Source organism: Bradyrhizobium oropedii (assembly GCF_020889685.1).
In the GTDB taxonomy this organism is placed as follows: domain Bacteria; phylum Pseudomonadota; class Alphaproteobacteria; order Rhizobiales; family Xanthobacteraceae; genus Bradyrhizobium; species Bradyrhizobium oropedii.
Window position 1 is genome coordinate 1 of the sequence record NZ_JACMYO010000146.1, and the last position, 21,780, is coordinate 21,780.

Annotated in this window: 22 protein-coding genes, 1 tRNA gene and 1 pseudogene; 18 read left to right on the top strand and 6 right to left on the bottom strand. The window is 62.8% G+C overall.

All coding sequences use genetic code 11. The annotated features are described in order from the left end of the window. From H8A95_RS31180 to H8A95_RS31200, 5 genes and pseudogenes are all read left to right on the top strand, one after another. The coding region (locus H8A95_RS31180) for a hypothetical protein (RefSeq protein ID WP_229186671.1) at window positions 1–281 on the top strand (281 nt) is incomplete at its 5' end. Between the two features lie 114 nt (window positions 282–395). Next, window positions 396–472 (top strand) — tRNA-Met (locus H8A95_RS31185). Window positions 473–903: 431 nt separating this feature from the next. Further along, a complete protein-coding gene (locus H8A95_RS31190; RefSeq protein ID WP_229186690.1) occupies window positions 904–1,281 on the top strand; it encodes an acyl-CoA dehydrogenase family protein in 378 nt (125 codons plus the stop codon). Next, a pseudogene (locus H8A95_RS31195) lies at window positions 1,278–1,652 on the top strand (acetyl-CoA C-acyltransferase); the annotation flags it as partial. The gene H8A95_RS31190 and the pseudogene H8A95_RS31195, both read left to right, overlap by 4 nt. A gap of 586 nt (window positions 1,653–2,238) precedes the next feature. Next, on the top strand, window positions 2,239–2,556 hold the full coding sequence (locus H8A95_RS31200; protein ID WP_229186672.1) for a hypothetical protein: 318 nt from the start codon (window positions 2,239–2,241) through the stop codon (window positions 2,554–2,556). A gap of 36 nt (window positions 2,557–2,592) precedes the next feature. On the opposite strand, the gene H8A95_RS31205 is transcribed toward H8A95_RS31200, so the two are convergent. Further along, window positions 2,593–2,988: a hypothetical protein gene (locus H8A95_RS31205; protein WP_338027994.1), complete on the bottom strand. Its 396-nt coding sequence runs from the start codon at window positions 2,986–2,988 to the stop codon at window positions 2,593–2,595. Between the two features lie 190 nt (window positions 2,989–3,178). Here H8A95_RS31205 and H8A95_RS31210 point away from each other — a divergent pair, with 190 nt between their 5' ends. Together H8A95_RS31210 and H8A95_RS31215 are read left to right on the top strand one after the other, a co-directional pair. After that, window positions 3,179–4,258, top strand: coding sequence for an AI-2E family transporter (locus tag H8A95_RS31210; protein WP_229186673.1), 1,080 nt, complete (start codon window positions 3,179–3,181; stop codon window positions 4,256–4,258). Next, window positions 4,258–4,695 (top strand): potassium channel family protein, encoded by a 438-nt coding sequence (locus tag H8A95_RS31215; protein WP_229186674.1) that lies wholly within the window; start codon window positions 4,258–4,260, stop codon window positions 4,693–4,695. Before H8A95_RS31210 ends, H8A95_RS31215 begins: the two co-directional genes overlap by 1 nt. Window positions 4,696–4,703: 8 nt before the next feature. Here the strand turns inward: H8A95_RS31215 and H8A95_RS31220 are convergent, their stop codons facing one another. Continuing rightward, on the bottom strand, window positions 4,704–5,372 hold the full coding sequence (locus H8A95_RS31220) for a helix-turn-helix domain-containing protein (RefSeq protein ID WP_420831403.1): 669 nt from the start codon (window positions 5,370–5,372) through the stop codon (window positions 4,704–4,706). Window positions 5,373–5,621: 249 nt separating this feature from the next. Here H8A95_RS31220 and H8A95_RS31225 point away from each other — a divergent pair, with 249 nt between their 5' ends. The 3 genes from H8A95_RS31225 (at window position 5,622) to H8A95_RS31235 (ending at window position 8,811) form a co-directional block, all read left to right on the top strand. Further along, the gene (locus H8A95_RS31225) at window positions 5,622–7,466 is read left to right on the top strand and encodes a sensor histidine kinase (protein ID WP_229186675.1); all 1,845 of its coding nucleotides are present in this window, start codon (window positions 5,622–5,624) and stop codon (window positions 7,464–7,466) included. Between the two features lie 118 nt (window positions 7,467–7,584). After that, entirely contained in the window at window positions 7,585–8,217 is a 633-nt protein-coding gene (locus H8A95_RS31230; RefSeq protein WP_229186676.1) for a response regulator transcription factor, read from the top strand. Window positions 8,218–8,400: 183 nt separating this feature from the next. Then, window positions 8,401–8,811: a response regulator transcription factor gene (locus tag H8A95_RS31235; RefSeq protein ID WP_229186677.1), complete on the top strand. Its 411-nt coding sequence runs from the start codon at window positions 8,401–8,403 to the stop codon at window positions 8,809–8,811. On the opposite strand, the gene H8A95_RS31240 is transcribed toward H8A95_RS31235, so the two are convergent. Both H8A95_RS31240 and H8A95_RS31245 read right to left on the bottom strand, forming a co-directional pair. Further along, on the bottom strand, window positions 8,793–9,350 hold the full coding sequence (locus H8A95_RS31240; RefSeq protein ID WP_229186678.1) for an invasion associated locus B family protein: 558 nt from the start codon (window positions 9,348–9,350) through the stop codon (window positions 8,793–8,795). The genes H8A95_RS31235 and H8A95_RS31240 overlap by 19 nt on opposite strands. A gap of 48 nt (window positions 9,351–9,398) precedes the next feature. Next, window positions 9,399–10,286 carry an alpha/beta hydrolase family protein gene (locus tag H8A95_RS31245; protein WP_229186679.1) on the bottom strand — a complete coding sequence of 296 codons (888 nt, stop codon included), beginning with the start codon at window positions 10,284–10,286 and terminating at the stop codon, window positions 9,399–9,401. Window positions 10,287–10,449: 163 nt separating this feature from the next. On the opposite strand from H8A95_RS31245, the gene H8A95_RS31250 reads away from it, so the two are divergent. From H8A95_RS31250 to H8A95_RS31260, 3 genes are all read left to right on the top strand, one after another. Further along, complete coding sequence (locus tag H8A95_RS31250; protein WP_229186680.1) at window positions 10,450–12,144, top strand: SulP family inorganic anion transporter; 1,695 nt, start codon at window positions 10,450–10,452, stop codon at window positions 12,142–12,144. Window positions 12,145–12,279: 135 nt separating this feature from the next. Then, the gene (locus H8A95_RS31255; RefSeq protein ID WP_229186681.1) at window positions 12,280–15,030 is read left to right on the top strand and encodes an aminotransferase class I/II-fold pyridoxal phosphate-dependent enzyme; all 2,751 of its coding nucleotides are present in this window, start codon (window positions 12,280–12,282) and stop codon (window positions 15,028–15,030) included. 90 nt (window positions 15,031–15,120) lie between these two features. After that, window positions 15,121–15,555 (top strand): hypothetical protein, encoded by a 435-nt coding sequence (locus H8A95_RS31260; protein ID WP_229186682.1) that lies wholly within the window; start codon window positions 15,121–15,123, stop codon window positions 15,553–15,555. Between the two features lie 42 nt (window positions 15,556–15,597). On the opposite strand, the gene ppk2 is transcribed toward H8A95_RS31260, so the two are convergent. Together ppk2 and H8A95_RS31270 are read right to left on the bottom strand one after the other, a co-directional pair. Beyond that, window positions 15,598–16,398 carry a polyphosphate kinase 2 gene (gene ppk2 / locus H8A95_RS31265; RefSeq protein ID WP_229186683.1) on the bottom strand — a complete coding sequence of 267 codons (801 nt, stop codon included), beginning with the start codon at window positions 16,396–16,398 and terminating at the stop codon, window positions 15,598–15,600. Window positions 16,399–16,421: 23 nt separating this feature from the next. Continuing rightward, window positions 16,422–16,877 (bottom strand): hypothetical protein, encoded by a 456-nt coding sequence (locus H8A95_RS31270; protein ID WP_229186684.1) that lies wholly within the window; start codon window positions 16,875–16,877, stop codon window positions 16,422–16,424. Window positions 16,878–17,045: 168 nt separating this feature from the next. On the opposite strand from H8A95_RS31270, the gene H8A95_RS31275 reads away from it, so the two are divergent. The 5 genes from H8A95_RS31275 to H8A95_RS31295 all read left to right on the top strand — a co-directional run. Beyond that, the gene (locus tag H8A95_RS31275; RefSeq protein ID WP_229186685.1) at window positions 17,046–17,507 is read left to right on the top strand and encodes a hypothetical protein; all 462 of its coding nucleotides are present in this window, start codon (window positions 17,046–17,048) and stop codon (window positions 17,505–17,507) included. Next, window positions 17,500–18,732, top strand: a complete 1,233-nt coding sequence (locus tag H8A95_RS31280; protein ID WP_229186686.1) for an HlyD family secretion protein — start codon at window positions 17,500–17,502, stop codon at window positions 18,730–18,732. The genes H8A95_RS31275 and H8A95_RS31280 overlap by 8 nt, the downstream gene beginning before the upstream one ends. Window positions 18,733–18,786: 54 nt before the next feature. Continuing rightward, on the top strand, window positions 18,787–19,173 hold the full coding sequence (locus H8A95_RS31285) for a hypothetical protein (protein WP_229186687.1): 387 nt from the start codon (window positions 18,787–18,789) through the stop codon (window positions 19,171–19,173). Window positions 19,174–19,261: 88 nt separating this feature from the next. Further along, window positions 19,262–20,572, top strand: a complete 1,311-nt coding sequence (locus H8A95_RS31290; protein ID WP_229186688.1) for a TAXI family TRAP transporter solute-binding subunit — start codon at window positions 19,262–19,264, stop codon at window positions 20,570–20,572. Window positions 20,573–20,659: 87 nt separating this feature from the next. Next, the coding region (locus H8A95_RS31295) for a DUF3300 domain-containing protein (RefSeq protein ID WP_229186689.1) at window positions 20,660–21,780 on the top strand (1,121 nt) is incomplete at its 3' end.

Here is a 21,780-nt window from a genome sequence, read left to right on the forward strand (position 1 = left end):
CCACACCGCCGGCACAGACCGCGCCGCCGTCGCCGTCACGCACGGCCGTGAATTGCGCGCCGCAACAGCCTTCGCATCCGGGTGCTGCGGTTCCGGAGGGAACCACGACCGGGCAGGGCGGCCAGTCGCTCGGTGACAAGCTCGCCAAATCCGACGGTGTCCTATGCCCGCCGGCCGGCGTCGATCCCGAAATGCGTGCGCCGACCCCGCAAGGCGGCAACACGCCGGTGATTCCACCGCCCGGCAGCCCCGGTGGCGACCCATCGATCAGGCCGAAATAGCCTCTATCTGCAATAGTTTGCGCTCCCGTCCGGGTTTGCTTGACAGGCGTGCGTGCCACTCTTTATATGCCGCGCGTTCGCAGGTGCGGCTTATGCCGCCGATCGCGAGCCCATGGCGGGGTAGCTCAGCTGGTTAGAGCACGGGAATCATAATCCTGGGGTCGGGGGTTCGAGTCCCTCTCCCGCTACCATGCGGCCCGATTTCACACGCCAAACTACGATTGGCCGCGCTTTCGCCCTCGCGATCGAAGCGCCGGGATCGCGATGATCGTGGCAGGACCGGGCGCTCGATCGTGTGCGCGAGGAGAGGCGGCTGGGTCGGCCGCCGTCAGGGCCAGTGCCGGTCGATTGCGGCCGAGCAGTTGCTCACGCGAGACGCCTTCGCGATCTCGATCGACCAGGTTTGCTTCAAAGATCCACAAGTCATGGCGGCGTGATCGGACGTTCCTGCGAAGCGTCGCGGTCCTTGCCGGATCACGGGCGTCCGCTCAGCCCTACCCGCCGCGGGTGGTCTTCCTCGGCGGACACCTCACTATTCTCGGCCTGATACACGACCACGCACCATTCCGAGGAGAGCTTCTCCGTGCACATCAGCCGCAATGTCTTCCGCGAAGACCATGAAATGTTCCGCGTCACTGTTCGCCGCTTTGTCGAGCGGGAATGCGTGCCAAGGCAGGATGAGTGGGATGAAGCGGGCCGGGTCGATCGCGAGGTGTGGCGCAAGGCCGGCCAAGAGGGGCTGCTGGGCGTCATCCTGCCGGAAGAATATGGCGGGGGTGGTGGCGATTTCGGGCATGCCGCGGTCATGGCCGAGGAGATCGCGCGCGCCAATGTGAGCGGCCTCGGCTTTCAGGTGCATTCCGATATCATCGCGCCCTACATCGCGCGGGTCGGCAACGAGGAGCAGAAGCGGAAATGGCTGCCACCCGCTTGCGCGGGTGAGTTGATCCTGGCGATCGCGATGACGGAGCCGGGCACGGGCAGCGATTTGAAGTCCTGAAACCGCGGGCGCGCGTGGTAGCGACCGCCAATATGGGCGACTCGCCGACCTTGATGATGAATGCGCCGGTCCCCGCTACGCGCAAGGTACTCGCGAGGGCTGGGTTGACGCTCGACGACATCGACCTGTTCGAGGTCAACGAGGCGTTCGCCGTGGTCGTGGAGAAATACATTCGCGATCTCAAGATCGATCGCGACAAGATCAACGTCAACGGTGGTTCGATCGCGCTCGGTCATCCAATCGGCGCAACGGGATCGATCCTGGTCGGTACCGTTCTCGACGAACTGGAACGACGCGATCTCAGGCGGGGACTTGTGACCATGTGCGCCGCCGGCGGGATGGCGCCTGCCATCATTATCGAACGGGTCTGATGGCGATCGGCGCAAGAGCGCAATTGGTGGAAATGAAGACAATGGAACGCTTCGCGACGCGATCAGGCTTCGAGGCTATCGGCCAAGCTCCGTATTCCTCGGTCGGCGATCGGCAAGATGGTCAATGACTCCACCGAAGAAAATCTCTTGTTTGAACAATCAGGAGCTCGCTTCGAAGGGAAGCTGGAGGAAAGCCTTGCTTCAGCGGGCTGCGGGGCCATGCCGGCTCTGATAGCCCAATTGGGTTATCCAGGTGCCGCACATGACCTGATTGTTTGGCACAAGCTGCACTGGTCTGTGGACTCCGCCGTGATCTACATTGACGATCATGGGGCACGACAGCGACAGATTTTGGCGAGTGCGCCGTGCGGGCCTGCCAGCCGGCGCTCGCAAATGGCTGCGTCATTGGCTCGAAGCGGTCGATGGCGACCTTGCCTTCAGGCTATTGGTTGTGACAGGCGGGATACTGTCGACTGTCGCGATCGCCTTTGGACTGCTGTCGTCTTGAGCGCGCCTCTCAGCTGAATTCGAGCGAGCTGATGTCGGCGACGAGCCCTGCGGTACGGATCACTCCTGGCGGCAATGAATGCGCTTCAGATTAGCTGCAAATTCGATCGGACGTCGAGGCCGTCCTGTAGCAGGTTTGGGTGTCGCGGCCTGGGCCACGATCTTCCTGATTTGCCATGCGCAACAGACGGTCGCGCTGCCGCTCACGCCCTTCCGGTCTGAGACTCAGGCTCAGCAGCATTGCCCCGGCGATACCGTGGTTTGGCTCGATTTCCGTCGCGGACGCTTTTATCTCAAGGGCCAGAGTCGCTATGCCAGGGGATTCGACGGCAGCTTCGTGTGCAGCAGCGAAGCCCGCAAGAGCGGCTATCGGCGTTCGCTGCTCGGCCTGCGCTGAGATCGCCGAAGGCCGGCATGGCACCCGAGGTGTGGCCTACCAACCGTAATAGCGCGGTCGGGCGTAGTAGGCCGGCGCATAGCCGTAGCCTCCGCTCGGCGCACAAGAGCCGCCACCATAGCCATAGCCGCCGCCATATCCGTATCCGGCGCCATAGCCATAGTAAGGATAGCCACCGTAGGCCGAACTGGCGATGGCTCCGCCAACGATAGCGCCGGCGGCAGCTGCGCCCCAGCCTCGATAACCCCATCCCCCTCGATAGCCTCCCCAGCCGCCGCGATAGCCCCAGCCGCCCCAACGCACCTGCACGGCGGCATTGTCGACTGCGCCTTTCATGGCGGCGATGTTGGTCGGCAGCGGGGCCGCCTGGCCCGAGCCAAGGCCGGTCGCAATCGCAAGCAGGGTCGAGGCCAGCACGGTTTTGGGGTTCATGACGTCCTCCACATCAGGGTGACACGGGTGATCGTGATCGAATGGCCGTCATCAGACCGGCTTCTCGATCATGCGCAGCCGAGCTTCTCAGCCGCGCGCTGCCCGACGCTTGATCTGAATCAAGTCGTGCGTGGCAGGGCAATGGCACCGCTTCCCATGTGCCTGCTGATGCCCAATCGAAAGCACGCTCTTGAAAACCCTGCGCCAGCTCGTGACCGGAGACGAGTTCATCCAGCTCGCAACTCGCCTCGCATTGCTGGCGCTGCTGATCTACTGGTCGTTCGTGCTGGTCCGTCCGTTCGTACCGATCCTTGCCTGGAGCGTGGTGCTCGCGGTCGCGCTCTATCCCGTCTTCACCTGGCTTGCGGGAATGCTCGGCGGTCGCGCGGGCATCGCGGCGCTGGTGCTGACCATGATCTCCCTGGGAGTCGTCATCGGACCGGCGACCTGGCTCGGGATCGGAGCGGTAGAGGGAGTGAGGGAGCTCGCCGAGCAACTGAGTGCCGGCAACGTTGTCGTGCCGTCGCCTCCGCCGGAGGTCAAGGATTGGCCACTGATCGGCGGCCCACTCCATGAGTTCTGGGATCGGGCGTCGACCAATCTGCGCGCCGTGCTGCGCGAGGTCGTGCCGCATCTGAAGCCGTTGGCCGGGAACCTGTTTGCGTTCGCCAGCAATGCCGGGGTCGGGATGCTGAAGTTCCTGCTGGCGGTCGTTCTGGCAGGCTTTCTGTTTCCCTATGGCCTGCAGCTTGCTGCGGCGTGCCGAAGCTTCCTGTCCCGTGTCGTGCCGGAGCAGAGCGAGCACTTCCTCGACCTTGCAGGCGCAACAATTCGGGCGGTCTCCCGCGGCGTCATTGGCATCGCCGTTCTGCAGTCACTGTTGGCCGGCATTGGCTTCAAGCTGGCCGGAATTCCGAGTGCGGGGCTGCTGGCGTTCGTCGTGATGCTGCTGACGATCGTGCAGCTCGGGGCGGCGATCGTGCTCGTTCCGATCATCATCTGGCTCTGGTCGGCCAAGGACTTCACGACGGCGCTCGCCTTGACGTTGTTCTTCCTGGTTGTCGGCGTCCTCGACAATGTGCTGAAGCCGCTGGTGATGGGGCGGGGCCTGGCCACGCCGGCACCCGTCATCCTCGTCGGCGTGATCGGCGGCACGCTTGCCCACGGCATCGTGGGCTTGTTTATCGGTCCAATCATTCTCGCGGTCGCCTGGGAGTTGATCACGGCGTGGATCCGGGACGACCGCACCCGGCTGGCGGGAGAACGATGATGCTGTTTCAGCTCCTCGTGGGATCGGCGGTGAGCGCGATCAACATCGCGATCCATTCGCTGTGGACGGTCGCCGCCATCGGGTTGCTTCGCAACATTGCCTTGAGCGCGGCCGGCCGGGCGGGGCTACAGCTTAGCGGCGTGATGGTCGCAACCGCGCTTGCGCTGATGCTGGCCCATACTTTGGAGATCGTGGTGTGGTCACTGGCCTATTGGGCGCTCGGCGCCGCGCCCGCCGGCAGCAATCTGCTCTATTTCGCCTTTGTGAACTACACCACGCTTGGCTATGGCGACGTCATCCCGGTTAAGGAATGGCTGCTGGTCGGACCGATGGCTGCCATGAACGGCATTTTGATGTTCGGCTGGTCGACGGCGGTCCTGTTCGAAGTGCTGCAAAAGACCGTCGAGCGCCAGGCGGCGCTCGCGAAATCCCCGTAGTGTCGCGGTCAGTTGTCCAGCCTGGACAACTGGTCGCGGTCGATCAGCATGATTTCGCGCTGGTTCGAGCCGAGGAAGTCGAGTGCTCCATAGCCGTGCAGCTTGGACAGCGCACGCGATACCGTCTCGAGGGTAAGTCCGAGGTAGTCGGCGATATCGCGCCGGCACATCGGCAAGGCGACGACGCCGACACCGGTCAGCCGGCGATCCATTTCGAGCAGGAACGCGGCAACCCGCTCCAGTGCGGTCTTGCGACCGAGCAGCAGCATGTGATCTTCGGCGTGCTGCAGGTTGCTGGTGGTCATGATCAGCAGGTTGCGAGCCAGGGCGAAATCGGAATCTGCCACCCGTTCGAGGCTCATCCGCCTGATCAGGCGCACGTCAGTGTCGACGACGGCTTCGGCGGTGAAGCGATGGGTTTCGGCATTTTCAAGGCCGAAAATGTCCCCGACGAGATGAAAGGCGCCAATCTGGCGGCGCCCATCGGAGAGGAGCTTGTAGCTGCGGACTGCCCCTGAAACGACCTGGTAAACGTACTCCGCCGGCTCCTTCTCCCCGTAGATCTCGGAGCCCTTCCTGTAGTGGAATTCGCTGGTAATGCAGTTGGCATGCCGGGCGGTCAGCCCGCCGAGGATGCTCGGCATAGTGGCCGGTCTGACGTTGACGCGAGCGAACATGGACCAACTCTCTTGGGTAACGACTGTTGCGGCGTCCGCAGCGGTTCGAAATGCGTGTCCGCGCGCAATGACTACGCCAGGGCTCGGCCGGTCACTATTGGTCTTGAGGTCATTGTCCTAAAGGACAGGGTGCGCGAAATGCGGCAATTTGTTCGCAATTGATGCGCACCGTCTTAGATTACTTTTCAATTTTCATGCTGATAGTCGGGTGCTAGATTTCAAACCCGTTGGTCTCCGGCTCCGAACGCCATGGGCAGTGCATTTCGGCTCTCTGGACTGATCATCCTGCTGGCTGCTTTGTTGTCGCCGGTTGGCCTCCGGGCGCAACAGATGCGCCCGCATTCCATACTGGTGCTGGACCAGTCTGATCGACGTGGCCCATTCTACTACCAGGTGTCCGTCGGGCTGAGGGACGCGGTGAGCGCCCACGGTCACGCCCCGACCACCGTTTACACGGAAAGCCTCGATCTCAACCGTTTCGGCGGCGAGGCCTATCAGGAGGACTTTCGCCGATTTCTCGAGGCGAAGTATAGCGATCGGCCGATCGGTGTCGTGGTCACGGTTGGAGCGGCTGCGCTAGAACTTGCGCTCCGCTGGCGCCCGCAGCTTTGGCCCGACACGCCAATCGTGTTTTCGCTGGTCGAAGAGGCCGATTTCAAGCGGCTGCAACCGCCGGCCTATGTCACCGGCGGCATCGTGAGCCTGAAACTGAAGGATGCCGTCACGGCTGCCCGCGCCGTGGTGCCGGGCCTCAAGACCATCGTGCTTGTTGGCGCGGACTGGGACCAGCAGGTTCTGTTTCGCAATTGGAAAGGCCAGGCAGCGGCCGGCATTCCGGGTCTCGACATCATCGAGATCATTGGACGGCCGATGTCTGAGGTCGTCGAGCGGGTCGCAATGCTCCCCGAGCATAGCGCGATCATCTACACGGGCCTCTATAGCGACGGCAAAGGCAACTATTATCCACCGTCGGATGCCCTCGCATTTGTCGCCGCAAGAGCCAATCGTCCCATTGTCGTCGCAGCGGAGACTTTCCTCGATGCGGGCGGGATAGGCGGATTCGTTATCGTTCCTTCATCGATTGGTGCCGAGGCGGCGCAAAGGGCGCTGCGAATTCTGGATGGCGAGGCGCCGGAGAGCCTGCCCCCGTCGGCCATCGATGCCGTGAAGCCGATCTTCAACTGGCGGCAGATGCAGCGCTGGAATGTCAGCAAGGCGAGCTTGCCAAAAGGCAGCGAGATTCGGTTCCGTGAGCCGACCTTCCTGGAAAAATACCGCTGGCGGGCGGTCGCCCTGACCGCGGCGCTATTGCTTCAAACGACGCTGATCGCGTTTCTGCTGCACGAGCGGTTCATGCGGCGGAAGGCCGAGGTCGAATCCCGCGATCGCCTGTCTGACCTCGCCCATATCAATCGGCAGGCGACTGCCGGAGAACTCTCGTCCTCGATCGCCCATGAGCTCAACCAGCCGCTGGGGTCGATCCTGACCAATGCCGAGAGCGCGGAGTTGATCCTCGGCTCGCCGACGCCCGACCTTCAGGAGGTGCGGGAGATCATTTCCGACATCAAGCGTGATGATCTGCGTGCAAGCGAGGTGATCCGCAGGATGCGCAGCCTGCTGAAGCGTGCGCCATTTGAGAAGAAGGAGATCGACCTTAACCAGATCATGCGGGATGCATTCGATTTCCTCAAGCTGCAGGCCTCGGCGCGCAACGTCGCAGTTTATTTGCAGACCTCCCCGCAGACCCTGCGGGTGAAGGGTGACCCAGTGCAGTTGCAGCAGGTCATTCTCAACCTCGTTGTCAACAGCATGGACGCGATGGCCAAAATGCCCTACGGGCGCACGATCATCGGTCGTACCGAAGTCAACGGGGACGCATCGGCAGTCATTTCCATCAGCGATTCCGGTCCGGGCATTCCCCAGGACAGGCTGAACGATATCTTCGATCCGTTTTTCACCACAAAGGAGCAGGGCATGGGCATCGGCCTGTCCATCGCACGGACGATCGTTCTGGCGCATAGCGGCCAGCTCTGGGCCGAGAACCAGTCCGGAGGAGGAGCTGTATTCCACCTTTCACTGCCATTGGCAGCATAGCGCGTTTGGGTCTTGTTTGCCGAGGTGCGAGGTTGGAGTTAAGACGAACGCGGTATTTTCAGATCGCCGCTGATGATCATTCTACCCAGAGTGGCGATCTGCCGACGGTGGAGCAACAATGCACGCTTACGTGCACATAGTCGACGACGATGCCTCGTTTCGCACGGCGCTCGAGCGTCGGCTCAAGCTCGCAGGCTATCGTGTTGTCACGTATGCGTCGGCCCGAGAATTGCTCGATCAAATGCCCGACGACGAAGAGGCCGGCTGTATCGTGCTCGACGTACGCATTCCCGGAATGAGCGGCCCGGAGCTGCAGAGCCGGCTCAACGAGCTGGAGTCGACGCTTCCGATCGTATTCCTGACCGGACATGCCGACACAGCGACGACCGTCCAGGCAATCAAGGCGGGTGCCGAAGATTTCCTGACCAAGCCGATCGCGTCGGACCAACTGATCGAGGCCATCGATCGCGCCGTTGCGCGGCATCAACTGGCGCGGGGCCAGCGAACCAGGCTGGACTCGCTTCGAGCGCTGCTGGCAAGACTAACACCACGCGAGCGGCAGGTGTTCGATCTGATCGTGTGCGGCCGGATCAACAAGCAGATTGCGCACGAGCTCGGCACCACGGAGCGCACGATCAAGGCGCATCGCCACCAGGTCATGGAGAAGATGCAGGTGCAGTCACTTGCAGAGCTGGTCTCGATCGCGGAGCGGCTCGGCACGCGCGCTTCCATTGGTGAAGCCAAGGCTTGATCCACAGGTGGTTCCGCTCCTGTCCCATGGTACAATATGAAAGCTCTGTGACGGAGCGTATCTGCAGCATTGGCTGCGGCAATGTAGCGCGCCGACAGGGCTTGATGTGTCCTGCATCCAGACGTGCGAGCGGAGGCAGCAAGCCGAGATTCTGGCTTAGGGATCAGGTGGAGGCCTCAGGAATTGCAGACCGCGAAATACATCATCGTCGTGGATGATAATCCCTCGATGCTCCGTGGAATCGGACGGCTTCTGCGGGAGTATGGATTTGCATCCAGATTATTCGAGACCGGAAGCGCCTTGCTGAGGGATGGCGGCTTTGATAGCGCGATTTGTCTCATCCTGGACGTCAATCTCAGCGATGGCTCCGGGATCGAACTGCGCCACCGCCTGGCGGATCGAGGCATCGACATCCCCGTCATCTACATCACCGGAAACGACAACCCGGCGACGCGCATGGCCGCAATGGCATCGGGATGCGTGGCCTATCTGACCAAGCCATTCACCGCCAATTTGCTGATCCAGCCGATCGAGCGGCTGTTGGCGGGGCGTCGTCTAGCGGTTGCGGGTCCCGATCATTCATCGATGGCTTGATCGAGTGTCAGCGCGGGGGCACCCTTGCGCACGGTCGCAAAGCGGTCGAGCGGCACCGACGTCGTCACCGTCAGAATGCTGCTGTCGACAACGTCGATCGAGAGCGCCTTTCCGCCGTCCATTTCCTCGAGAAGCCTGGGGTCGGCAACATCGGCTGCGATGCACATGTTGGTTACGCACCAGGTATAGGGCAGGCGATAGATCTGCTTCTGGTCGACCGACAGTTTGACCCCGGCCTGCAGATACATCCCGACCGGCAGGAATAGCTGGACCCGGTCGGTGCCGTCCTCGCGTTCGACCAGGTCGATGCGAACGGCGGTCTGGCCGGTCGCGAAGGTGCCGGTGATGGTCGTCCGGCATAATGTCTTCGCGCCGGCTGCGTTGAAGCAGAGCTTTTGCCATTCGCCGTATTTGATGTCTCTCGCCGCGCGCGTTCCCCGCGGAGCAACTTCGCCTCCGTCCTTGATCGCGGCTGGCGGTGAAGGCGTCTGTTGAGCGTGGGCAGCACTGATGCTGAACGCAACCAGGGCCAACTTCATCAAACCACCGTATCGGACCATGGATGCTCCTCCGGCGGGCTTGGCCGCCTAGCGATTCTTGTCCAGAAATCGTTCGACCAATGGCGACCATGTGGGAATGGAAGCGGGAGAGCCGATCAGAAAATGCCCTTCGTCGCCGAACGGCGGCAATAGATGGTATTCGGCTCGCCCGCCGGCGCGCGAGAACGCCTCGTGCATGCGTTTTGACAGGGCCGGGCCGAAGTACGTGTCGTTCTCGATATATAGCCACAGCATCGGCACCCGCGACGTGTGGCCGAACACGCCGGTCGCTTCGACCAGCCTGTCGGGATTGCAATTGTTGTTCGGCTTGCCGTCGACGCGGCCGCCGCGCCCGGCCGCGAAGGTGATGATGGCCTTGACCTGCGGCGGATTGAGGCTCGACAGCGCGATCGCCGCCCAGCCGCCGGCCGACTGTCCGACGACGATGACGTCTTTCGGCACGATGCGCTGTTCGGCGGCCATGTAGTTGATGATCCAGAGATCGACCTGCGCGACGGCAAGGCCCGGATCGAGGAAATTCGGATTGGTGCATTTCCCGATCTTGGAGAAGAACGGGCCATAAAGACCGCGTTCGGGAATATCGATGGCTGCCGCGCCATAGCCGGTCCCGACCGGCGCCACCACGAGATAGCCACGCCGTGCGAACCACATTGCGGCATCGCGGAATTCGACCAGCGGGAAGAAGCTGCGATCCCTGGCGTTCAGCGACACGCCATGGTTCATGATGACCAGCGGGAAGGGGCCGTCGCCGACCGGACGAACCAGATAGGCAAACATCGGTAGCGGCAAAGGCAGCACCCAGATCTCTTCCTGGATGCGCTGGGGGGACTTTTGATCGTCGGCGCATGTCGGAGCGACCAGGCCAAGCAAGAGAAGCGCCGCGATTGCGAGGGTCCGTAAGCGATGCTGACACATGCCATGCGCTCCAGCGGTCGTCCGGCAAATGCGCAGGTCGCGACAATCGAGCCGAACACGAAAAGGAGCACGTTGCCGAGTGCGAGGCTTGATTTGAATCAACGAGCATCGGTCTCGCCGGCGCGACCACATGCGACCGTTGCGGCATCACAGGGCGGACTTGATGTCAATCCAGGCAGAGGCGAGTTGGATGCGCCGATTTCCGCCGGCGAGCTGGCTCGCGGACTATCGGGCATCCTGGCTCGGGGCGGACGCAATCGCCGGGGTCACGCTGGCGGCCTACGCGATCCCGGTGTCGCTGGCCTATGCGGGGTTGGCCGGCCTGCCGCCGCAGATCGGCGTCTATGGCTATCTGCTCGGCGGCGTGGGTTATGCCGTGCTGGGCTCGTCCCGGCAACTCGCGGTCGGACCGACCTCGGCGATCTCGCTGATGATCGCCGGCGCCGTCGGCATCCTGGCCGGCGGCGATGCCACGCGTTATGGGCAGATCGTCAGCCTCGTCGCCTTCAGCGTCGCGGTGCTCTGCCTGATTGCCTGGCTGTTCAAGCTGAGCCTGCTGGTACGGTTGATCAGCGACAGCATTCTGGTGGGCTTCAAGGCCGGGGCGGGGCTCACCATCATCATGAGCCAGTTGCCGAGCCTGTTCGGCGTCGCCGGAGGCGGTCACAACTTCTTCGATCGCGCGATCAAGCTTGCCGGCCAGCTCGGCGATACCCGGCCGCTGGTGCTCGGTTTTGGCGTAGCTGCGACGGTGCTGCTCCTGCTCGGCGAAAGGAGATTGCCCGGGAAACCCATCGGGCTGGCAGTGGTCGCGCTCTCGATCCTGATCGTCTCGGTCCTCGGGCTCGCGCAAATGGGGCTGCCGGTGACCGGAACGATCCCGACCGGGTTACCGACGATCTCGCTGCCGACGTTTGGCTTGCTCGAATTTGACGATCTCTTTCCTATCGCCGCCGGATGCCTCGTCCTCGCTTACGTTGAGGGCGTGTCCGCCGCGCGGAGCTTTGCCGCAAAGCACGGCTACTCACTGGACGTCCGGCAGGAGTTCCTGGGGTTAGGTGCGGCCAACCTCGCCGCAGCCTTTGGACACGGCTATCCCGTGGCCGGAGGCTTATCGCAATCGGCTGTGAATGACGCAGCCGGCGCGCGGACGCCGCTGGCGCTGGTGTTCTGTTCGGCAACGCTTGCGCTCTGCCTGCTGTTCTTCACGGGCCTCCTCACCAATCTGCCGAAGACCGTACTTGCCGCGATCGTTTTTTCCGCCGTCTACAAGCTGGTCGATATCCCGGCGCTCGCCAGAATGTGGCGGATCAGCCGGATCGACTTCTATGCGGCGGTCATCGCGCTGGTGTCCGTGTTGTTCCTCGGGATTCTGCAGGGCGTGCTGCTGGCGGCCGTCGCCTCGATCTTCCTGCTGCTGTTGCGTGCATCGCAGCCCAACATCGCGTTTCTCGGCCGTCAGTCCGGTAGCGGCCGCTATTCCGACCGGGCGCGACATGACGACGTGGAGCCGTTGACCGGGATCATCGCGTTTCGCCCGGAAACCTCGCTGCTTTATGTCAATGCCGAGACGATCTTTGAATCCGTGCTGGCGGCGCTGCGGGTGTCCCCCGACGTCAAGCTGGTGGCCTGCGACCTGTCGGCTTCGCCGTTCATCGACTTGGCGGGGTCGCGCATGCTGCACGACCTTCATCAGGAGCTCGCATCGCGCGGAATCACCTTCTGCATCGTCGGCGCGCACGCGCAGTTGCGGGATCTGCTGCGAGCGGACGGTCTTGCCGACAAGACCGATAGCGGCGACTGGATGCGCACGCTCGACAGCGTATTGAACAACAGAAGACCAGAGACAAACAACTAGCGTGTGCGGCCGAGCGCACCGCTCGCGGAATTCCAGCCCGACCGCTGCGGCTTGACTTGGATCAAAGGGAGCGATGGGCGGGGTTCTTACGATCGGCCCGAACCAGCGCCGAGATCACGTGATCAGGAGACATCGATGGCCAACGACGCGAAACCGGCACAGCAACGCATCGATCAATTCTTCTCCGGACCCGGCGGACGTGCCGACAATTGGCGCGATCTGGTCGAGGCGGCGAAGGCGTGGAGCAGGGGCGGAGACCGTAGGCCGTATGACGCGGCGCTGTCGGCGCTTGCAGTCACCGAGGAGTTCCACGGCTATCCGGGTCTTCGTTTGATGGCGGCGCTGAAGGAAGCCGCGGCAGCCGGCGATGCGGCCACCTCACATATGCTTGCGACGCGGATCGCGCAGGCACTTCAGACCAAATCCTTCCGCCAGCATGCCGGCGACTGGAGCACGCAGGATGAGGGCAATGGCGACGTTCCCGATCTGCTGCCGCCAACGCTCGGACAATCGGGGGCGCGCCGTCCCTACTTCGAAACCCTGATCGTCACCGGGGTGCCGGCCAGCAACTGGCCGGGACTCTTGGCGGAATGGCGCAAGCTGCGTCGTCCGGTCGACGCCTTCATCTATGAGCCCGTGGTGGCTGGCAGCCTCGAGGACGCCTTCTGTGCGGCAATGCTGAACCCCAACATCGCGGCGGTGGTGATCAATGAGGGATTTGGGCTGCGCTCGCGACACGATGCGCCGGTGCTTCGCGCCATGACCGGCGCCATGGGGCTCAACGACGAGTCCGATGCGTCCGCGCTACGGCTGGCCCACATCCTGAAGCGGATCCGTCCCGAGCTTGACCTTTACCTCATGTCCAATCGCGACGTCGAGGAGTTGGCCGGCAACCCCGAGGCCGATATGGTGCGCCGGGTGTTCTACTCGGTCGAGGATATCCTCGAATTGCACCTTTCAATTCTGGAGGGCGTGCAGGATCGCTTCGACACGCCATTTTTCGACAATCTGAAGAAATATGCGCAGCGGCCGATCGGCACCTTCCACGCCCTGCCGATCGCGCGCGGCAAGTCCGTGTTCAAGTCGGACTGGATCCGCGACATGGGCGAGTTCTACGGGCTGAACCTGTTCCTCGCCGAGAGCAGCGCCACCACGGGCGGCCTCGACAGCATGCTGGAGCCGACCGGCAACATCAAGAAGGCCCAGGAGAAGGCCGCACGTGCGCTCGGCGCCGACCGCGTCTACTTCGTGACCAACGGGACCTCGACGTCCAACAAGATGGCGGTGCAGGCGCTGCTGGGTCCCGGCGACATCGCGATCGTCGATCGCAACTGCCACAAGTCGCACCACTACGGCATGGTGCTGGCGGGCGCGCAGCCGCTCTATGTCGAGGCATTCCCGATGACGGAATACTCGATGTACGGCGCGGTGCCGCTGAAGACGATCAAGCAGGCGCTTCTGAACGCGAAGGCCGATGGCCGGCTCGACCGCGTCAAGATGATCGACCTGACCAATTGCACCTTCGATGGTCACATCTACAACACGCGGCGGGTGATGGAGGAATGCCTCGCGATCAAGCCTGACCTGATCTTCCTTTGGGACGAAGCCTGGTTCGGCTTCGCGCGGTTCTCGCCATTCCTGCGGCGACGCACCGCGATGGGTGCGGCGAACGAGATCGAAGCCTGGATGCGCGATCCGAAATCGGTTGCCGCCTACGAGAAGCAGCAGGCCGAGCTCGGCAAGAACCCAACCGACGAGGTGCTGCTCAAGACCAGGTTGATCCCCGATCCGCGCAAGATCCGATTGCGCGTCTATCAGACCAACTCGACGCACAAGTCGATGTCGGCGATCCGGCAGGGGTCGATGCTGGCGGTCAAGGACATCGAATTCCACACTGTCGAGGCGCAGTTCAAGGAGGCAGTGTTCACGCACGCGTCGACCAGCCCGAACCAGCAGCTGATCGCGAGCCTTGACGTCTCGCGCCGGCAGATGGAGCTCGAGGGGTATGGGCTGGTGGCCAATGCCATGGAGATCGCATTCGCCATCCGCAATGCGGTCAACACCAATCCGCTGATTTCCAGGTACTTCCGCGTGCTCGGCGCGGACGCCATGGTGCCGAAGGAATATCGCCAGAGCGGGTTCACCGACTATCTGGCTGATGGCACCAATTGGGCGAGTGCGCTGAAGAGCCTGAACGACGACGAGTTCTGCCTCGATCCGACCCGCATGACGCTGGTTTGCGGCACAGCCGGCTACGACGGAACGTCGTTCAAGGGGCTGCTCGCCAACCGCTACAACATCCAGGTCAACAAGACCTCGCGCAACTCGGTCCTGATCCAGTCCAACATCAACAATACGCGGAGCGATGTTGCGCATCTGGTCCGGGTACTGGCCGAAATCTCCGGTGAGATCGATCGCGCCCTTGCCAAGGGCGGCGCAAACGCCAGGGGCGACTTCGACATGCGGGTCAATAGCCTGATGAAGGACGTGCCCGACCTGCCGAACTTCTCACATTTCCACGATGCTTATCGCGGTGACGCCGGCACCAAGACGAACGAGGGTGACATCCGCGGCGGATTCTACTCGGCCTATGATGCCGCGGGATGCGAGTATATTCGCCTGAACGATCCCGAGATCGACCGGCGTTTGAAGAACGGGCCCGATCTCGTCTCCGCGAACTTCGTGATCCCTTATCCGCCGGGCTTCCCGATCATGGTGCCCGGCCAGGTCATCACGCAGGAGACCATCGATTTCATGCGCAAGCTGGATGTGAAGGAGATCCATGGCTACGACGCGGGTGAGGGATTGAAGCTCGTGAGGACCGAGGCGCTGGCCAGGATGGGCAAGCCGCGAGCGGCTGCGCCGAAGCTCAAGGCTGCATCGTAAGAGAACGAATTATCGCAAGGCGTCGTCGCATCCTTGCGACGATGTTCCTTGCGCAACAGGTCGTAACGCAACCGGTCCTGGAGGGACATTATGAGGAAAGTGGGTTTGATCGGAGCTCTCGCAGCGCTGGCGATTGGATTGGCTGGGTTCAGCACGCCGTCGGCGGCCGAAACCGGCTCGGTCGCCGTGATCTTCACCAAGGGTGGATTCATCGTTGGTGTCGGCGGCGGCGAGGGCGTCTTGACGCTGCGCGGCAAGCACTACCCGTTCACGGTGTCGGGCATGAGCGTCGGCTTCACGATCGGCGCCTCGACCACCAAGCTCGTCGGGCGCGCTTTCAATCTCAGAGGGCCGGCCTCCATCGAGGGCTCCTACAGCGCCGCAGGTGCCGGTGGGGCCATCGCAGCGGGCGCCGGAGGCGTGCAATTGCAGAACGCCAATGGCGTGATCCTGCAGCTCAGCGGCCCGAAAGTCGGTGCCGAAGTCTCGGCTGCCGTGGGCGGCGTTTCGATCCGCCTGAAATAGGTTTGAAGGAGCCAGGCCGCGCGTCCGGCGCGGCCTGGCCCTTCAGTAGCGTTGCTCGACGAACTTCATCCCGCGCAGACCGGCCTGATCGTTGTAGCGACCCTTGTTGGAGCGCCGGGGCAGCTTGACCTTGTCGCGCTTGACCCGTCCGTGGGGAATCGTCTTCAACAGGAACGAGATGCAGTTCAGCCGTGCCCGCCGCTTGTCGTCGGAACGGATCACGTTCCACGGCGCGTGCTTCGAGCTCGTGGCCTTGAACATCAGGTCGCGCGCGCGGGAGTAGTCGTACCAGCGGCGGTAGGATTCCGTGTCCATCGGGCTCAGTTTCCACTGCCGCATCGGATCGTCGATCCGCGCCCTGAAGCGGCGCTCCTGCTCCTCCATCCCGACCTCGAGCCACAGCTTGATCAGGATGATGCCGCCCTCGATGATGTATTGCTCCATCTGCGGGCAGAGCGCCAGGAATCGCTTGTGCTCCGCCGGTGTGCAGAACCCCATCACATATTCGACGCCGGCGCGATTGTACCAGCTGCGATCGAAGATCACGATCTCCCCGCCGGCCGGAAAATGCTGCATGTAGCGCTGGATGAAGAGCTGGGACTTCTCGCGATCAGACGGCGCGGGCAGGGCGACCACACGGAACACGCGCGGGCTGACCTTCTCGGTCACGGCCTTGATCGTTCCGCCCTTGCCGGCCGCATCGCGGCCCTCAAACAGGATGATCACCCTGAGCTTGTTCGTCTGCACCCAATCCTGGAGCTCGCAGAGCTGGGCTTGCAGCTTCTGCAGCTCCTCCTCGTAGTCCTTGCGCTTCATCTTCTCGGTGGATTTGTCTTTCGCCATGGATACCCATCCATCGTTTGAACTTAGCCGCCCCAGGCGATGACGATGCCGATGTCGCCGGGCATGCCGCCGGGGTAATCGACGACCTGGAAGGCGATGCGATAGCCGCGCGGCTGCAGGTAGTCCGCCCAGAGCTGGTAGATCTCCTTGGGAATGCCCGTCAGGGTCTTCTCCCAGCCCGTTTCCATCTGATTGATGGCTCGCCCTCTGTCGGTGCACAGCGTGTTGGGGAAGCGATAGACCTGCACTTCGCTCAGGCCGTTGCGCACCGCGCGCTGAATCACCGTCGATGCCAGCTTGACCTTCTCGTCCTCGCTGAGACCGGAAGGCTTGCTCAGCCGCTCGATCAAGGCGCGCTTTTCAGCTTCGATGACGGCGGCGCGCTTGGCGTGCTCCTCGGCCTTCTCCGATTCCTTGAGCGCGGCCTGCTTCTGGATCTCGTGTGCATTGGGGATCAGGTCATCGATTTTGTCTCGCATGGCTGGGGACTCCTAAGCCCGATCTTCCACCTAGCCCCGAACGGTAGGGTCGAGCCGACCCGCGTCCTTGATCCAGATCAAGCAGGCGCAGTGGGATGCCACGCAGTGTAGGTCGAGAGTCGCATTCGGTCCGATGTCAATTGGGAGACTTGGCTTGGGAGACTTGGCTTGAGCGAACAGATTCATCCGCTGGCTCCGCATCATCTGCCGTTCTACCTCGCGCCACCCAACGGGACTGACGTGTGGATGGTGGCGATGGGGATTTTCCTGGTCGTCACCATACTCTATGTCGGCAATCTCTATTGGAAACTGCACAGCCTTCCCGAGCGGATGGCGCACAAATCGGAGAAGCTGCAGTTCGAGATCGTCGCCATCCTCGGCCTGATCTCGCTGTTCACGCATATCCACGCCTTCTGGGTCGCGGGCCTGCTGCTCGCGCTGATCGACATTCCCGATTTCGGCACGCCGTTGCGCAGCATCGCAGGGTCCGTGGAGAAGATCGCCGACGCATCGGATGTAGGCGCGAGCCCCGCCGGAAACAGCGGTGAACCGCCGCGTCTGTCGACCGCAGGTAAACCTGACCTGACTGTATCTGACGCCCCCAAGCAGGAGGTGCAGGGCCATGCTTGAGCTCATGCTGTGCTCGCTGTTCACCCTCGTGCCCGACTACCTCTATCGGCGCTATGTCCAGGGCAAGCGTTTCGGCAAGGAGATCACCTTTTATTCGGTCTGGTACGAGCTGCGCTGGGGCATCACCGGCTGCCTCATGCTGACAGTCGCGTTGATCACGACGATCTTCTATTACCATCCGTCGACCACCAGTGCTGCGATCTACTTCCGCACGGTACCGATCGTACCGGAGATCGTGGGGCGGGTTGCCGAAGTCAACGTCGGCTTCAGCGCGCCGGTCAAGAAGGGGGATGTGCTCTTTCGCCTCGATAGCTCGAAGCAGGTGGCGGCGCTCGAGACCGCCAAACGCAAGGTTGCCGAGGTCGATGCGTCGCTGGTGGCGGCGCAGGCTGATGTCGTGAAGGCTGAGGCGCAGATCCAGGAAGCCAGGAGTGCTCACCAGCAGGCCAAGGACGAGCTCGACGTCAAGAGTGAGCTGCAGCGTCGCAATCCCGGTATCGTCCCGCAGCGGGACATCGAAAAACTCCAGGTGCTGGTCGACCAGCGCCAGGCGGGAATCGATGCCGCCACCGCGGTCAAGCAGTCGGCGACGTTGCGTGTTTCGACCCTGTTACCGGCGGAAAAGGCCAGCGCCGAGGCTGCACTGGCGCAGGCTCAAGTCGATCTGGACAAGACCGTGATCCGCGCCGGCGTCAACGGCCGCGTCGAGCAATTTCTGCTGCGCAGCGGCGATATCGTCAATCCACTGATACGTCCTGCCGGCGTTATGATCCCGGAGGACGCTGGACGGACGACATTGCAGGCGGGTTTCGGCCAGATCGAGGCGCAAGTCCTGAAGGAGGGCATGGTGGCCGAGGCCACCTGTGCATCCAAGCCGTGGGTGATTATCCCGATGGTGATCACGTCCGTGCAGGACTACATCGCATCCGGCCAGTTTCGCGGCGGCGAGCAATTGATCGACACGCAGAATGTCGCGCGGCCCGGCACCATCCTGGCTTTCCTCGAGCCGCTGTACAAGGGAGGCCTCGATGGCGTGACGCCGGGCAGCAACTGCATCGTCAATGCCTACACCAGCAATCACGAGGAGATTTCAGCGAAGGACACCGGCGCCGGTCGCGCCTTCGTTCTGCATGCGATCGACACCGTGGGATTGGTGCATGCGCTTCTGCTTCGCATCCAGGCACTACTGCTGCCGATCAAGACACTGGTCCTTAGCGGGCACTGACGCGCGGACTTGTCAGCAAGGAGATATCGAATGGGAAGCAAGAGAATCTGCGCGGTGCTGTTCACCGGCCTGATCATCGCCACGGTGGATTCCGCTAGCGCCTTCGATCTGACCGGGGCGTGGGCCACGAGCGCCGAACAGTGCCGAAAAGTGTTCGCGCACAAGGGCAGGGCGAATCAGCTCACCTTCACGAACTTCTCGGGCGTCTATGGCGGAGGATTCATCGCCGAGCCCGATCGCCTCAGGGGCAAATTCGAGAACTGCAAGATCAAATCGCGCAAGGACGACGGCCAGAACATCAACATCATCGTCGGCTGCGCGTCGGGAATCATGGTATCGAACGTGCAGTTCTTCCTTAAGGCCGTCGACGACGATACCATTACGCGCCAGTTCCCGGGCATTGAGGGGATGGAGGTCAATTATCACCGGTGCAAGATCTAGCCTCCGGTCCCCGCACTGGCTCAGGTCTGCCAGACCGTTGTTGGCTGACGCCGAACCGATTGGGTGACGCGACGTGGATCTGAGCAGGTTGCCGAGGTCATTGCGCGTCGCCCTGGTGGTGGGTGTTGTCCTTCTGGCTGTGGGCGCCGGCTTGCTGGCCTATCGCTGGTATGAGCGGCCGACCACCTTGACGATCGCAGTGGGCTCCCTGGATGGCGAAGCCGGCAGGCTGGTCTCGGCGATTGCCGCAAAGCTCGCACAGTCGAAAGCGCCGGTCCGCCTCAGTCTGGTGCAGACCCCGGGGCCACTTGAATCCGCCACTGCATTCGCGTCCGGAAAGGTCGACCTCGGCGTCGTCCGTGGCGATGTCGGCGACCTCTCGCAGGCTCAGGCCGTCATCGTATTGGCCCACGCTACCGTGTTGATGATCGCGCCGCCCGGCACGTCGATATCCGACGTGGCGGAGCTGAAACGCACCACGATCGGTGTGATCGGCGCCGAAGCCAATCAGAAGCTCATCAAGGTGCTGACCGACGAGTACGACCTGGCGCGCGCGGGCGTGACGTTCAAGCCGCTGGCGCCTGCGGACGCGCGCCGCGCGCTCGAGAGCAAGGAAGTTCGGGCGATCCTGCTCGTGATACCCCTCACCGAGAAGTATCTTGCGCTGCTGCGCAATGTCTTCCCGCACACCGGGAAAGCCGGCCCGGTGCTGATCGCGATCGAGTCCGCCGGCGCGATCGCCGAAAAGGAGCGCGCCTATGAGAGCTTCGACGTCCCGAAGGGCACCTTGCGCGGCTCGCCGCCGATTCCTGCTGATGATCTGACGACGCTGCAGACGTCGTTCTATTTGGTGGCGCAGAAGAAGCTCGGGAATGACGTGATCGGCGATCTGACGCAGTCGATCATGAACGCGCGGCGGGACTTGCTTGCCGAACTGCCGGGGCTCTCGCAGGTCGCTACGCCCGATACCGACGCAGGCGCCTACATCCCCGTGCATCCCGGGGCGGCGGCGGTCTATGAGGGGACCAGGGAAAGTTTTCTCGACCAGTGGGGCAATGCGATCTTCCTCGCGCCGATGATCGCAGGCGGGCTTGCGTCCGTGCTCGCAGCGGCGTGGAAATTCCTCCGGCCGGTTGAGGCACCCAGCCGCAAGGAGGCGCTCGATACGCTTTATGCGCTGGGGCCTCGCATTCGGGCGGCGGAGCATGAGGTGGAACTGGAAGAGATCGAGCGCGAGATCGACCAGGTGCTGCGTACGCAGCGCGAGCGGCCGGTCGCGGACGACAAGGCCGAGCGCGCAGTCACGGCGGTCAACGTCGCCGCGCATCGGCTCGAGAACCTGATCCATGATCGCCGCATCCATCTTGCGTCGCAGCAGCCGGGCCAAATCGGAAGTTGAGCGGACGGACATTTTCCTTGATCTCGATCAAGGAGGGGGCATGGCCGTGGCCGATGCTGTCGACCGTTGGTGTCGATGGAGGTCGCGATGTTCCGTTGGGGCAAGACTCTGCTCGCGGTTGTGCTGGTGTCGTTGGCATCAGTTGCCGCATTCGCGCAGACCGCTGACAAACCGCCAGCCCAAACCAGTCAGCCCGTTCAAGCCAACCAGCCGGCGGCGGCGGCGACACAACCGGCCGATCAGCTGCTGAAGCCTGAACAGCTGGAAGCTCTGGTGGCACCAATCGCGCTCTATCCAGACTCGCTGCTGGCCAACGTGCTGGCGGCGTCGACCTATCCGCTCGAAGTCGTGCAGGCCGATCGCTGGCTGAAGGAGCGCAAGACCCTGAAAGGGGACGCGCTGAAGACCGAGGTCGACAAGCAGGCCTGGGATGACAGCGTGAAGGCGCTCGCAAGCACGGCCGACGTGCTCGCGATGATGAGTGACAAGATCGATTGGACCAAGAATCTGGGCGACGCCGTGCTGGCCCAGCAGGCCGATGTCATGGATGCGATCCAGCGGCTGCGGAGCAAGGCGCAGGCCAACAACAAGCTGGTGACGACCAAGCAGCAGAAGGTCAGCGTCCAGACCCAGGAGAACAAGCAGGTCATCGTCATCGAGCAGACCGATCCGAACACGGTCTACGTTCCCTATTATGATCCCGCCACGGTCTATGGCTCGTGGCCCTATGCAGACTATCCACCATATTACTTCGGCTATCCGTCCTATATCGGCGCCGGTGTGATCGCGGCAGGCCTTGCCTTCGGCGCCGGATGGGCGATCGGACGCTGGGGCAATTATTGGGGCGGTGGCTGCAACTGGGGCAATCGCAACGTCTATGTCAATCACCGGACCACCAACATCGCGAATGGCTGGCAGCACAATTCGGCGCATCGCCAGGGCGTTCGCTATAACAACAGCAGCGTCCAGCAGCGCTTCGGCGGCAACGGCAACCGCGCCGGTGCCAGCGATCGGATGAATTATCGCGGCCGCGAGGGTCAGCAGGTGCTCAAGCCCGGCAGCGATCGCCCGGGCGCGGATCGCGCAGGCGATCGGGCTGGAGACCGCGGTGGCGATCGTGCCGGAGACCGCGGTGGCGATCGTGCCGGAGACCGTGCGGGTGATCGTGCCGGAGACCGTGCGGGTGATCGTGCTGGCGATCGCGGAGG

Excerpts from the sequence above, each read along its gene's own strand:
- H8A95_RS31190 (WP_229186690.1), top strand. The coding sequence starts at position 904 with ATGTTCCGCGTCACTGTTCGCCGCTTTGTCGAGCGGGAATGCGTGCCA.
- H8A95_RS31200 (WP_229186672.1), top strand. The coding sequence starts at position 2,239 with ATGCGCTTCAGATTAGCTGCAAATTCGATCGGACGTCGAGGCCGTCCT.
- H8A95_RS31205 (WP_338027994.1), bottom strand. The coding sequence starts at position 2,988 with ATGAACCCCAAAACCGTGCTGGCCTCGACCCTGCTTGCGATTGCGACC.
- H8A95_RS31215 (WP_229186674.1), top strand. The coding sequence starts at position 4,258 with ATGCTGTTTCAGCTCCTCGTGGGATCGGCGGTGAGCGCGATCAACATC.
- H8A95_RS31220 (WP_420831403.1), bottom strand. The coding sequence starts at position 5,372 with ATGTTCGCTCGCGTCAACGTCAGACCGGCCACTATGCCGAGCATCCTC.
- H8A95_RS31225 (WP_229186675.1), top strand. The coding sequence starts at position 5,622 with ATGGGCAGTGCATTTCGGCTCTCTGGACTGATCATCCTGCTGGCTGCT.
- H8A95_RS31230 (WP_229186676.1), top strand. The coding sequence starts at position 7,585 with ATGCACGCTTACGTGCACATAGTCGACGACGATGCCTCGTTTCGCACG.
- H8A95_RS31240 (WP_229186678.1), bottom strand. The coding sequence starts at position 9,350 with ATGAAGTTGGCCCTGGTTGCGTTCAGCATCAGTGCTGCCCACGCTCAA.
- H8A95_RS31245 (WP_229186679.1), bottom strand. The coding sequence starts at position 10,286 with ATGTGTCAGCATCGCTTACGGACCCTCGCAATCGCGGCGCTTCTCTTG.
- H8A95_RS31250 (WP_229186680.1), top strand. The coding sequence starts at position 10,450 with ATGTCAATCCAGGCAGAGGCGAGTTGGATGCGCCGATTTCCGCCGGCG.
- H8A95_RS31255 (WP_229186681.1), top strand. The coding sequence starts at position 12,280 with ATGGCCAACGACGCGAAACCGGCACAGCAACGCATCGATCAATTCTTC.
- H8A95_RS31260 (WP_229186682.1), top strand. The coding sequence starts at position 15,121 with ATGAGGAAAGTGGGTTTGATCGGAGCTCTCGCAGCGCTGGCGATTGGA.
- ppk2 (WP_229186683.1), bottom strand. The coding sequence starts at position 16,398 with ATGGCGAAAGACAAATCCACCGAGAAGATGAAGCGCAAGGACTACGAG.
- H8A95_RS31270 (WP_229186684.1), bottom strand. The coding sequence starts at position 16,877 with ATGCGAGACAAAATCGATGACCTGATCCCCAATGCACACGAGATCCAG.
- H8A95_RS31280 (WP_229186686.1), top strand. The coding sequence starts at position 17,500 with ATGCTTGAGCTCATGCTGTGCTCGCTGTTCACCCTCGTGCCCGACTAC.